The following is a 12,225-nucleotide window of genomic DNA, read 5'->3' on the forward strand; positions in this document are numbered from 1 at the left end:
GTCGCGGTCTTTTACATCATTACGACGTCAAACTGCTCCTGGTTATAAAGCGGTTCGACCTGAACTTTAACCTGTTTGCCGACAAAGATTTCGACTTCCGCCAGCGCGTGGGATTCTTCGCCTTTCAGCGCTTCCGCCACCGCAGGAGAAGCATAAACCAGGAAGCGATCGGAGTCATAAGCGTGGTGAACACGTACAATCTCACGCATGATCTCATAGCAGACGGTTTCCACCGTTTTTACCGTCCCGCGGCCATGACAGGTTGGACACTCGTTACACAGCACATGTTCCACGCTTTCACGGGTCCGTTTGCGGGTCATTTCCACCAGTCCCAGCGGCGAAAAACCGTTAATACTGGTTTTCACGCGATCCTTACTTAACGCCTGCTCCAGCGAATGCAGCACCCGGCGACGATGATCCTCATTATTCATGTCGATAAAATCGATAATGATAATGCCGCCCAGATTACGCAGGCGTAGCTGACGAGCGATGGCCTGAGTCGCTTCAATATTGGTATTAAAAATGGTGTCGTCGAGATTACGGTGTCCGACAAACGCGCCGGTATTGATATCTACCGTCGTCATCGCTTCGGTTTGGTCGATAATCAGATAACCACCGGACTTGAGTTCAACCTTACGCTCCAGCGCGCGCTGGATCTCATTTTCCACGTCATAAAGATCGAAGATCGGCTGACGACCGCTATAATGCTCCAGCTTACTGGTCATTTCCGGGATGTATTCTGCGGTAAACTCCAGCAGCGACTCATAGGTCAGACGTGAGTCGACGCGAATTCGGTCCAACTGCGCATCGGCGAAATCGCGCAGTACGCGCTGCGCCAGCGCCAGTTCGCCATACATCTGATAACGCGTTTGCGGACGCTTTTTGCGCTCCATGACTTTCGTCCAGACACGCTTGAGATAGGCGGCGTCAGACGCGAGATCCTCTTCGCACACGCCTTCCGCCGCGGTACGGATAATAAACCCGCCCTGTTCGTCGCAGTATTCCGCTACCACCTTTTTCAGGCGCTCGCGTTCACTTTCGCTTTCGATACGCTGGGAAACGCCAACGTGCGACGCGCCGGGCATAAAAACAAGGTAACGGGAGGGCAACGTGATGTCTGTAGTCAAACGCGCGCCTTTCGTGCCGAGCGGATCTTTCACCACCTGCACCATCAGATCCTGCCCCTGACGCACCAGTTCGGAGATATCGCGCACGGTAAACTGCTTTTGCTCGTCGCCCGCCACGCATTCGGTATGCGGCATAATATCGGAAGCGTGAAGAAATGCGGCTTTATCCAGCCCAATATCTACAAAAGCCGCCTGCATACCTGGAAGTACACGACTTACACGACCTTTGTAGATATTGCCTACGATTCCGCGTCGCGCTTCGCGCTCAATATGGATTTCCTGAAGAATACCGCCATCAATGTACGCCACGCGCGTTTCCGATGGCGTTACGTTTACCAACAATTCAGCCGTCATGTTTATCCCTTTTATCACGCAGTGCGTTAAAATGATTCAACAACTCATACGTTTCAACCAGCGGTAAGCCGACAACGGCGTGATAGCTGCCATTTATCTTCCTGACAAAACAGCCACCCCGCCCCTGAATACCGTATGCGCCTGCTTTATCTAAAGGCTCGCCGCTGGCGACATAGCCAGCAATGTCCTGCGCAGAAAGCGTGCGGAAAGTCACCTCCGTTACCACCAGACAATCCAGCGTCTGCTGCGAGTCCGCAAGCGCGACAGCAGTCATCACCTGATGCGTATTTCCGGAAAGCAAACGCAGCATTTCTGCGGCATGAGCGGCGTCGCGCGGCTTTTCCAGCACCTCGCCGTTTAACACGACTATCGTATCCGCGCCCAAAACCGGCAGATCACGGGGAACCAGCGCCACGCCAGCCTGCGCCTTTTCGCGCGCCAGCCGAACAACATACTGCTGTGCGCTTTCCTGAGCACGCCGCTGCTCTTCAATACCAGGTACGACCTGCTCGAATGAACATCCAAGTTGAGTCAATAATTCCTGGCGACGCGGGGAACCGGAAGCAAGATACAGAGTTGTCATATCGACCTTTATTGCACAGCAAACTGCTGGCGTACTTTACGCATCAGCAAAAAGAGCCAGGGCCACAGCACGCCATTGATTACACTACTCCAGAACACTTCCGGTCTGAAAGAGACATTGATCACTAAAAACTCGGCCCAGAAAACAATAATGTCCACGGCCAGTGAAAGCAACATCACCACCAGCGCCTGCTGCCAGAGCGCCAGGTTACGGAAGAGCTGGAATTTCAGAGCGACCAGGTAGGCGACAATACTCATCGACAGAGCGCGCACGCCGAGTGTGGAACCGCTGATGAGATCAAGTATGGCACCCATCACAAATCCCGTCCCCACATTTACGCGGTGCGGCAGGGCCAGAATCCAGTACAGTAAGATGAGCAAAACCCAGTTTGGCCGGAAAACAATGATGTCGTCCGGCCAGGGCATGATTTGCAGCAACAGCGCAATAAGAAACGAGAGCCAGATAACCCAGCGCCCCTGGCTACGATAGCTCGCCACTATTGCCCTCCCGGCGCACGCGCAGGCGACGTAGTCGCGCCCGAAGGCGATGGTTGCGTTGATACCGGCGCAGTCTGGCCCGCAGATGGCGGAGTAATCCCCGTCGCCGGGTCCGGCACTGGCGCCGGCGGCCCCATCGCATCCGGAGAAGGCAACACCTGCGGCATCATCTGCATCAGGCGCTCATTGGCTACGCGATGAACCTCTTCCGGCGTCAGCGGGTTGGCGCCGTTACGATCTGCGCCCCACAGCAACAGCAGATAGCGCAAACGCTGTAACCCTGCCGTAGGCCGCGCCTGAATGACCGTATAGGCGCGCTGGGTGTCCAGCTTGACGGAGGAGACCACCGCCACCGGATACCCTTCCGGGAAACGCCCGCCAAGTCCGGACGTTACCAGCACATCGCCGACGCGAATATCGGTATTGGCGGGCAGATGTTCAAGCTGAAGATCGTCAGTACAGCCGTTGCCGGCGGCAATCACGCGGATGTCATTGCGCAGTACCTGAATCGGCAGCGCATGAGTCGCATCGCAAATCAGCAGTACGCGGCTGGTCAGTTTCGCCACGGCGACAACCTGCCCTACGACGCCTTTGTCGCTAATGACCGGTTGACCTTCATACACGCCATTAACGCTGCCTTTATCGATAACGACCTGATCGCTGTAAGGATCGTTAACCGTTGAAATAACCTGCGTCACCATTTTCTGCTCGTCCTGACGCAGCGGCGACCCCAGCAGCTCGCGCAACCGCGCGTTCTCCTGTTTGTACTGTCCCAGCATCAGCAGATCACTGTTTTTTAGCAGTAATTCCTGGCGCAGCGCCCGGTTTTCCAGTTCAAGCTGGTCGCGAGAAGCCAGCGTTTGCGACACGCTGTCGAGCAGTTCACGAGGGCCGTTTGAAATAAAATAGAAAGGACTGACGGCAGTATCCATGTACGTTCGGATTTGACTGAACGTCCCCAGGCGGCTGTCGGCAATGATAACGCCGAGCGCCACCAGCACCGCCAGAATAAGGCGAATCTGTAGCGACGGGCCACGGCTAAAAATTGGCTTCATAGGCTATGCGTATTCTCGCGTCGGAGAGGCAGGATAATCCAGGGATAATCCTGCCTGCATCCAACTACTCTTCGCTGAACAGGTCGCCGCCGTGCATATCGATCATTTCCAGCGCCTTGCCGCCGCCGCGCGCCACACAGGTCAGCGGATCTTCAGCAACCACGACAGGAATGCCCGTCTCTTCCATTAACAGACGGTCAAGGTTACGCAGCAGCGCGCCGCCGCCGGTGAGCACCATACCGCGCTCGGAGATATCGGACGCCAGCTCCGGTGGACACTGTTCCAGCGCCACCATTACCGCGCTGACGATACCGGTCAACGGTTCCTGCAACGCTTCCAGAATCTCGTTTGAGTTCAGGGTAAAGCCGCGTGGAACGCCTTCCGCCAGGTTACGGCCGCGCACTTCGATTTCACGCACTTCATCGCCCGGATAAGCGGAACCGATTTCATGTTTAATGCGTTCTGCGGTCGCTTCACCAATCAGAGAGCCATAGTTACGGCGTACATAGTTGATGATCGCTTCGTCGAAACGGTCGCCGCCGATGCGCACGGACGAAGAGTACACCACGCCGTTCAGGGAGATCACGGCGACTTCCGTCGTACCGCCGCCGATATCGACGACCATCGAACCGGTCGCTTCAGAGACCGGCAGACCGGCGCCGATCGCCGCCGCCATCGGCTCTTCAATCAGGAACACTTCTCGAGCGCCAGCGCCCTGAGCGGATTCACGAATCGCGCGGCGTTCTACCTGCGTCGCGCCGACCGGCACGCATACCAGTACGCGCGGGCTTGGGCGCATAAAGCTGTTGCTGTGCACTTGTTTAATAAAGTGCTGAAGCATTTTTTCGGTCACAAAGAAGTCGGCGATAACGCCGTCTTTCATCGGACGGATCGCCGCGATATTGCCCGGCGTACGGCCCAGCATCTGCTTCGCATCATGACCGACTGCAGCCACGCTTTTCGGCGAACCGGCACGATCCTGACGAATGGCCACAACGGAAGGCTCATTCAATACGATGCCTTGTCCTTTTACATAAATGAGGGTATTCGCGGTACCCAGGTCAATGGACAGGTCATTGGAAAACATGCCACGAAATTTTTTCAACATACTAAGGGATAATCCTGAAAGCTGGGGCGGAAAACAAAATCCGCTTACTTTACCAACCACACGCAGCAGCGACAAGGCGCAAAAATCATCTGCTACGGTGAAAATTAGTGCAGTTCGTTTCCTTTGTTACAAATCTCGGCCTGAGTCCCTCAGGGCTGAACAAATCAGCAGCAATCCTCGCCTTTGTTTGCAACCTGTCAAAGGTCATTCACCTGCATATTTGCTGCAACAATCTGGCGAGCAGACAAGCACCCCCCCATGAGGCGCAGCGCGCGTTATTCTACGTGAAAACAAATTAAACGGCAGGTTAAACCGAGTATCTTTGCGAATATTTTTTCACGTTTGTGTCAAGTGGTTGGGAGGAGGCAAAAAAATCACCCTGCCCGCCAGCCACGCCGCGTTTTATCAGGGTCTGCCACTCACCGCGCGAACGGACGCCCGTCGCGTAAACCTGCGTAGGCGTACCCGCGCAGGCCTCTACCAGACTTTGAACCAGAAGCTGGTTTTCCGTTCGCTTCTCAATGTTTCTGACCAGACTCGGATGCAGCTTGAGTAATTCCACATTGAGCGCTTTAATCCAGCTCGTGCTGACCAACGTCAAGCCCGCCTGCGTCACCGCCACCCGAACGCCAAGCGCATTGACTAAGCGAAGGATGGGTTGTAATCGACTGATGTGTTGACAAACATCCGCCTCCGCAAGTTCAATAATTATGCGATTTCGCTGTAATTTTTCACACTGCATTAACGTATCGCGTAGCCAGCGCTGAAAACGCGGACGAATCAGCGACTCTACCGTCAACTGCATTGCCAGATTTTCATCTGGCCAGTAGCCCAGTAACGTAATCAGGCGGCTAATTTGTAATCTGTCATACTCTTCCGATAAACCAAATTGCAGCACCATCGGCATATACTCCGCCGAACTAACCTCCTCTTTACCATCATAGATGCGGCACATCAATTCCCGATGATGTACGCGGCCTTCTCGCGTGACCGCTGGTTTTTGATAAAGCCGTGGTCCGCCCCGGTTTAGCATCTGCTCAATCAGCGTGCGCCAGCGCACATTGCCGCGCCCTTTTTCCGGCAACGTGTCGTCGTAGATAGCCCAGCTATTTCCCCCCTGCAGGGCGGCATTCCGCGCCGCGGCTTCAGCATGTTCCATCACCTGCCCAGTGGACTGCCCGCTGCGCCAGGCGCAAATGCCGATATGTACCATATCGTCACGATCGAGCATTTTGTTAGCCGGTAGCGCATCGACGGCTTTTAAAAGTTGTCCGGCAATACTTTCCGCTTCTTTCAGCGTTCGATGTGGTAGCAGCACGGCAAAGTCGCTACGGTGATAACGCGCCAGCAGCGAGCCTGGGTAACGCATAATAAATGTCGATAGCAGATTGATAAGCATAAACATCTGTTCTTCCGCCTGATTGCCTCCCAGGTTGTCGCGCAGAAGATTGAAGTCTGGCAAGCGGATCATCATCACCACGCCATGCACACCTACTTTTTCTTGATCTTCCAGTAGCGTCGCCAGTTGGTTATCAAAGAACAGACGGTTACCGAGTCCGGTTTTGGCGTCCTGCGCGGCGTAGGAGCGAATTAGCGTGTCCAGGCGGCTACGCTGCTCGTGAGCAAACTGAATTTCGGAAAGTAACACATCAAGCGCGCTGCTGGTGCGCGCCGGCCATTCATAAACGGAACCGCGGACATTCGGCCCGCGTTCGCCATTCAGAATACGCGTTGAACGAATTTCCAGAAGCTCTTGCCCGGAAAGCTGCCGTTGCAGCCAGCGCACCGATAAAAACAGAATCAGAACGATAAAACCGATCGCCAGCGTCAGCGGCGCCGTGGTGATCAGTGAGTGAAAATAGTTGCCCATCGGGTCCTGATAAACCAGACGTAGCGACATTCCCGGATGTTTGACCAGCGGCACGACCAGTTCGCGATACATGTCGCTGGTGCCGGCTGGCCGATAACCTCTGGTGCGAGAATAGCTGTAGACCCGGTGCTCCCCCTGTAACAAATCGACGCGCACAATATCGGAAACGATCATGAGTTCATCGATTCGCGGCGTCAGAGAAACAATATCGCGGGTCACCAGGTGTGTATCAATCGCTGTCGCCGCCGCCTGCACACGACATACATACTTATCCTGTACGGCATTATAAAAGCTTAGCGAGCAGCCTATCAGGGTCACGAAGATCGTTAACCCCGTGAGCAGCGTGACAAAAGCTGAGAACTTCGTCGTTAATCGCATCCTTGAGTTAACTCCGACGGTTATAAGTAGTATGAAAAAGCGAAACTGAAGGCCGAATTCGCCAGGGCGCGCAATGAAGCAGGCATACTACCAAAATGGGTCTGTCTGGCAATTTATTGCGTTGCATCGGCATCACGTTTTAATTAGCGAGTATAGTCTTCGTAGTTATTTTTCCAATCCACCATGTAAAGTGAGGACAGGTTATGCAGGCGTTGATCTTAGAACAGCAGGACGGTAAAACCCTCGCATCCGTGCAATATCTCGAAGAGAATCAACTGCCGGAGGGTGATGTGACGGTGGATGTCCACTGGTCCAGCCTGAATTATAAAGATGCTCTGGCTATCACCGGGAAAGGGAAAATTATCCGTCATTTTCCGATGATTCCTGGTATTGATTTCGCCGGAACCGTTCGCGCAAGCGAAGATTCTCGCTTTCATGCAGGGCAAGAAGTGTTACTGACCGGCTGGGGCGTGGGCGAAAACCACTGGGGCGGTCTGGCCGAACTCGCACGCGTTAAAGGCGACTGGCTGGTCGCGCTTCCTGCGGGGCTAAGCAGCCGTAATGCCATGATCATCGGCACCGCCGGTTTTACCGCCATGCTGTGCGTGATGGCGCTGGAAGAAGCGGGCATCCATCCTGAAGATGGCGAAATCGTTGTTACCGGCGCCAGCGGAGGCGTGGGCAGCACTGCGGTCGCGTTGCTGCATCAATTGGGTTATCAGGTCGTTGCGGTATCCGGCCGTGAAAGCACCCATGACTATTTGCACGCGCTTGGCGCTAACCGCATTCTACCGCGTGACGCGTTCACCGACGCCCGTCCACTGGAAAAACAGCTTTGGGCAGGCGCGATTGATACGGTCGGCGATAGCGTGCTGGCGAAAATCCTGGCGCAAATGAACTATAGTGGTTGCGTTGCGGCCTGCGGTCTGGCTGGTGGCTTTGCTCTGCCAACTACCGTCATGCCCTTTATTCTACGCAATGTTCGCCTGCAGGGCGTGGATTCCGTTATGACGCCGCCAGCGCGCCGCGCCGAGGCGTGGAAACGTTTGGTAAATGGCCTGCCGGACGGCTTCTACGCGCAGGCGGCAACCGAGATAGACCTGTCAGACGCCCCGAAGTTTGCCGACGCCATCATCAATAATCAGGTTCAGGGCCGTACGCTGGTGAAGATAAAATAAAATCACGTATAAAAAATTTACATTTAATTAACTATTTATTTTTACAGATTGACATACTCCCTGTCATATTCACAACACGCCACTCCGTGTTGTGGTGGGTATACCGGGAGTCTGTTATGAAAAAAATACGTCCATTGACAGAAGCCGATGTGACTGCGGAATCGGCTTTTTTTATGCAGCGCCGACAGGTGCTAAAAGCGTTAGGCATTAGCGCGGCCGCCTTATCCTTATCCTTACCCTCAACGGCGCAGGCCGATTTATTAAGTTGGTTTAAAGGCAACGACCGGCCGAAAGCGCCTGTCGGTAAGCCGCTTGAGTTTAGTCAGCCTGCCGCCTGGCGAAGTGATTTAGCGTTAACGCCGGAAGATAAGGTGACGGGCTACAACAACTTTTATGAGTTTGGCCTTGATAAAGCCGACCCGGCGGCCAATGCCGGTAGTCTGAAAACCGAACCGTGGACGTTGAAAATCAGCGGGGAGGTCGCGAAGCCATATACGCTGGATTATGACGATTTAACGCATCGTTTCCCCTTAGAAGAACGTATCTATCGGATGCGCTGCGTCGAAGCGTGGTCCATGGTCGTACCGTGGATTGGTTTCCCTTTATACAAACTACTTACGCAGGCACAGCCCACCAGCCACGCTAAATATGTGGCATTCGAAACGCTGTACGCGCCGGATGATATGCCGGGACAAAAAGATCGTTTTGTTGGAGGCGGACTGAAATATCCTTATGTTGAGGGGCTACGTCTTGATGAAGCCATGCATCCGCTTACCCTGATGACCGTCGGCGTCTATGGCAAAGCGTTACCACCGCAAAACGGCGCTCCCATTCGACTCATCGTTCCGTGGAAGTATGGTTTTAAAGGTATTAAATCTATCGTCAGCATTAAACTGACCCGCGAACGTCCGCCAACCACCTGGAATCTGTCGGCTCCCAATGAATATGGTTTTTACGCCAATGTGAATCCACATGTGGATCATCCACGCTGGTCGCAGGCGACTGAGCGCTTTATTGGTTCTGGCGGCATCCTTGATGTGCAAAGACAGCCAACGCTGCTGTTTAATGGCTACGCCAGTGAAGTCGCTTCGCTGTATCGCGGTCTCAATTTGCGGGAGAATTTTTAAGTGCGTCTGACAGCAAAACAGATAATCTGGCTGAAAGTTTGCCTGCATCTTGTCGGTTTTTTGCCGCTTCTGTGGCTCTTTTGGGCGATAAATCAGGGTGGGCTAAGCGCAGACCCGGTCAAGGATATCCAACACTTTACCGGCAGAACCGCGCTCAAATTTTTGCTTGCCACCTTGCTGATCTCGCCGCTGGCGCGCTACGCTAAACAGCCATTATTGATACGCACGCGACGCCTGTTGGGGCTATGGTGTTTCGTTTGGGCCACGCTGCATTTAACCAGCTATGCCTTGCTGGAACTGGGAATACATAACCTGGCGTTGTTAGGAAGCGAGTTGATTTCACGCCCTTATTTGACGCTTGGGATCATGAGCTGGTTGGCGCTATTGGCGCTGACGTTGACCTCAACGCAATTTGCGCAGCGTAAACTGGGTAAACGCTGGCAAACACTGCACAACGTCGTCTATCTTGTGGCGATCCTGGTTCCTGTACATTATCTGTGGTCGGTAAAGGTTTTATCACCGCAACCGGTCATCTACGCGGCATTAGCGTTAGTCCTTTTAGCCTTGCGTTACCGGAAGTTTCGCCAGTGGCGGCGCTAGCTTGACGAACTGTGCGGTAGATTGCAAAACGCAAAACAGGCAATGTCCTTTGCCTGTTTTGGATTGATAATCTTCCCTGATAAGACCAGTATTTAGCTGCTAATTGCTACGAAATAGTTATAATGTGCGACTTTGTATCCCTCAACTGCAATTTTCGTCCGCAGAAAGGGTGACAATTGTGTAATGAAGGTATATTTTGTTTTTTGCCCGAAAATGGCAGAAGATAGCCACACAATGACTGGCAAATCATGAATTTCACCTTCGGGTGCTACGGCATAACAGGCAAATCAAAGATGCGCGGTATTTTACCTGCGGCAGTCATTCACATGCTTTACAGACGGCGCTAAAACGCCTGTCACAATCACACTAAACAAAGAGTACGGAACCCACTCATGGATATTCGTAAGATTAAAAAACTGATCGAGCTGGTTGAAGAATCAGGTATCTCCGAACTGGAAATTTCTGAAGGCGAAGAATCTGTTCGCATCAGCCGCACAACGGCAAACGCCGGCTTCCCGGTGATGCAGCAGGCTTATGCGGCGCCGATGATGCAGCAACCCGCTCTGTCTAACGCTGTAGCGCCAGCAGCTACTCCAGCAATGGAAGCGCCTGCCGCAGCGGAAATCAGTGGTCACATCGTACGCTCCCCAATGGTTGGCACTTTCTACCGCACCCCAAGCCCGGATGCGAAGGCGTTCATCGAAGTGGGCCAGAAAGTGAACGTGGGCGACACCCTGTGCATCGTTGAAGCCATGAAAATGATGAACCAGATCGAAGCAGACAAATCAGGTACTGTGAAAGCGATTCTGGTCGAAAGTGGTCAGCCGGTAGAATTTGACGAGCCACTGGTCGTCATCGAGTAACGAGGCGAACATGTTGGATAAAATTGTCATCGCTAACCGCGGCGAGATCGCACTACGTATTCTTCGTGCCTGTAAAGAACTCGGCATCAAGACTGTCGCTGTGCATTCAAGCGCGGATCGCGATTTAAAACACGTATTGCTGGCGGATGAGACGGTCTGTATTGGTCCGGCGCCGTCCGTAAAAAGTTATCTGAACATCCCAGCTATCATTAGCGCCGCTGAAATCACTGGCGCGGTAGCAATCCATCCGGGTTACGGCTTCCTTTCTGAGAACGCCAATTTTGCCGAGCAGGTTGAACGTTCCGGCTTTATCTTTATCGGCCCGAAAGCGGACACTATTCGCCTGATGGGCGATAAAGTGTCTGCTATTACCGCCATGAAAAAAGCGGGCGTGCCAACCGTACCAGGATCTGACGGCCCGCTGGGCGACGATATGAATGCGAACCGCGCTCATGCCAAACGTATTGGCTACCCGGTGATTATCAAAGCGTCCGGCGGCGGCGGCGGTCGCGGTATGCGCGTGGTTCGTAGCGATGCTGAACTGGCGCAATCCATCTCCATGACCAAAGCGGAAGCGAAAGCGGCTTTCAGCAATGACATGGTGTACATGGAAAAATATCTGGAAAATCCACGCCATATCGAAATTCAGGTACTGGCGGATGGCCAGGGCAACGCTATCTATCTGGCGGAACGCGACTGTTCTATGCAGCGTCGCCACCAGAAAGTGGTTGAAGAAGCCCCGGCGCCGGGTATTACGCCGGAATTGCGTCGTTACATCGGTGAGCGTTGCGCGAAAGCGTGCGTAGACATCGGCTATCGCGGCGCAGGGACGTTCGAATTCCTGTTCGAAAACGGCGAGTTCTATTTCATCGAAATGAACACCCGTATTCAGGTTGAACACCCGGTGACTGAAATGATTACCGGCGTCGATTTGATCAAAGAACAGTTGCGTATCGCTGCAGGTCAACCGCTATCGATCACGCAGGACGAAGTTGTGGTTCGCGGCCATGCGGTAGAATGCCGTATCAACGCCGAAGATCCGAACACGTTCCTGCCAAGTCCGGGCAAAATCACACGCTTCCATGCGCCTGGCGGCTTTGGCGTTCGCTGGGAATCACATATCTACGCAGGCTATACGGTGCCGCCGTACTATGATTCCATGATCGGCAAACTCATCTGCTACGGTGAAAACCGCGACGTGGCGATTGCCCGTATGAAAAATGCCCTGCAGGAACTGATTATCGACGGTATCAAAACCAATATCGATCTCCAGACCCGCATCATGAATGACGAGCACTTCCAGCACGGTGGAACCAACATCCACTATCTGGAGAAAAAACTCGGTCTTCAGGAAAAGTAATTGTCATGATCGGTAATCCATCGATCATGGCAGTTATGTGAACTAACGCCGGACTTTCTGACGAAAGGCCGGCGTTTTTAATGGCCTGATAAATAACCCGCACACCTCAACCGGCATGCTTTTTC

11 protein-coding genes are annotated in these 12,225 nt (G+C 53.5%); 5 read left to right on the plus strand and 6 right to left on the minus strand.

Translation table 11 applies throughout. The features are described from left to right. Nucleotides 1–11: 11 nt before the first annotated feature. From rng to csrD, 6 genes are all read right to left on the minus strand, one after another. The gene (gene rng / locus F4V61_RS10695; protein ID WP_000123192.1) at nucleotides 12–1,481 is read right to left on the minus strand and encodes a ribonuclease G; all 1,470 of its coding nucleotides are present in this window, start codon (nucleotides 1,479–1,481) and stop codon (nucleotides 12–14) included. Further along, nucleotides 1,471–2,064 carry a Maf family protein gene (locus F4V61_RS10700; protein WP_058345478.1) on the minus strand — a complete coding sequence of 198 codons (594 nt, stop codon included), beginning with the start codon at nucleotides 2,062–2,064 and terminating at the stop codon, nucleotides 1,471–1,473. The genes rng and F4V61_RS10700 overlap by 11 nt, the downstream gene beginning before the upstream one ends. 8 nt (nucleotides 2,065–2,072) lie before the next feature. Further along, complete coding sequence (mreD, locus tag F4V61_RS10705) at nucleotides 2,073–2,561, minus strand: rod shape-determining protein MreD (protein ID WP_000179402.1); 489 nt, start codon at nucleotides 2,559–2,561, stop codon at nucleotides 2,073–2,075. Continuing rightward, nucleotides 2,561–3,616, minus strand: a complete 1,056-nt coding sequence (gene mreC / locus F4V61_RS10710; protein WP_000802532.1) for a rod shape-determining protein MreC — start codon at nucleotides 3,614–3,616, stop codon at nucleotides 2,561–2,563. Before mreC ends, mreD begins: the two co-directional genes overlap by 1 nt. A 64-nt stretch (nucleotides 3,617–3,680) precedes the next feature. Further along, nucleotides 3,681–4,724 carry a rod shape-determining protein MreB gene (gene mreB, locus F4V61_RS10715; protein ID WP_000913396.1) on the minus strand — a complete coding sequence of 348 codons (1,044 nt, stop codon included), beginning with the start codon at nucleotides 4,722–4,724 and terminating at the stop codon, nucleotides 3,681–3,683. A 307-nt stretch (nucleotides 4,725–5,031) separates the two neighbouring features. Beyond that, nucleotides 5,032–6,972, minus strand: a complete 1,941-nt coding sequence (gene csrD / locus F4V61_RS10720; RefSeq protein ID WP_012210886.1) for an RNase E specificity factor CsrD — start codon at nucleotides 6,970–6,972, stop codon at nucleotides 5,032–5,034. Nucleotides 6,973–7,175: 203 nt separating this feature from the next. Between csrD and F4V61_RS10725 the strand changes: the two genes are divergently transcribed. From F4V61_RS10725 to accC, 5 genes are all read left to right on the plus strand, one after another. After that, nucleotides 7,176–8,150 (plus strand): MDR family oxidoreductase, encoded by a 975-nt coding sequence (locus F4V61_RS10725; protein ID WP_038397523.1) that lies wholly within the window; start codon nucleotides 7,176–7,178, stop codon nucleotides 8,148–8,150. Between the two features lie 116 nt (nucleotides 8,151–8,266). Next, nucleotides 8,267–9,277, plus strand: coding sequence for a protein-methionine-sulfoxide reductase catalytic subunit MsrP (gene msrP / locus F4V61_RS10730; protein WP_080161200.1), 1,011 nt, complete (start codon nucleotides 8,267–8,269; stop codon nucleotides 9,275–9,277). Next, nucleotides 9,278–9,877, plus strand: a complete 600-nt coding sequence (gene msrQ, locus F4V61_RS10735) for a protein-methionine-sulfoxide reductase heme-binding subunit MsrQ (protein ID WP_038397521.1) — start codon at nucleotides 9,278–9,280, stop codon at nucleotides 9,875–9,877. Nucleotides 9,878–10,269: 392 nt separating this feature from the next. Further along, entirely contained in the window at nucleotides 10,270–10,740 is a 471-nt protein-coding gene (gene accB / locus F4V61_RS10740; protein ID WP_000354627.1) for an acetyl-CoA carboxylase biotin carboxyl carrier protein, read from the plus strand. 10 nt (nucleotides 10,741–10,750) lie between these two features. Further along, complete coding sequence (accC, locus tag F4V61_RS10745) at nucleotides 10,751–12,100, plus strand: acetyl-CoA carboxylase biotin carboxylase subunit (protein ID WP_000884627.1); 1,350 nt, start codon at nucleotides 10,751–10,753, stop codon at nucleotides 12,098–12,100. Nucleotides 12,101–12,225: the final 125 nt, after the last annotated feature.

Source organism: Salmonella enterica subsp. arizonae, from assembly GCF_008692845.1.
In the GTDB taxonomy this organism is placed as follows: Bacteria; Pseudomonadota; Gammaproteobacteria; order Enterobacterales; family Enterobacteriaceae; genus Salmonella; species Salmonella arizonae.

Bases quoted from the DNA above. Each gene is read 5' to 3' on its own strand.
- rng (WP_000123192.1), bottom strand. From the start codon at position 1,481: ATGACGGCTGAATTGTTGGTAAACGTAACGCCATCGGAAACGCGCGTG.
- F4V61_RS10700 (WP_058345478.1), bottom strand. From the start codon at position 2,064: ATGACAACTCTGTATCTTGCTTCCGGTTCCCCGCGTCGCCAGGAATTA.
- mreC (WP_000802532.1), bottom strand. From the start codon at position 3,616: ATGAAGCCAATTTTTAGCCGTGGCCCGTCGCTACAGATTCGCCTTATT.
- mreB (WP_000913396.1), bottom strand. From the start codon at position 4,724: ATGTTGAAAAAATTTCGTGGCATGTTTTCCAATGACCTGTCCATTGAC.
- csrD (WP_012210886.1), bottom strand. From the start codon at position 6,972: ATGCGATTAACGACGAAGTTCTCAGCTTTTGTCACGCTGCTCACGGGG.
- F4V61_RS10725 (WP_038397523.1), top strand. From the start codon at position 7,176: ATGCAGGCGTTGATCTTAGAACAGCAGGACGGTAAAACCCTCGCATCC.
- msrP (WP_080161200.1), top strand. From the start codon at position 8,267: ATGAAAAAAATACGTCCATTGACAGAAGCCGATGTGACTGCGGAATCG.
- accB (WP_000354627.1), top strand. From the start codon at position 10,270: ATGGATATTCGTAAGATTAAAAAACTGATCGAGCTGGTTGAAGAATCA.
- accC (WP_000884627.1), top strand. From the start codon at position 10,751: ATGTTGGATAAAATTGTCATCGCTAACCGCGGCGAGATCGCACTACGT.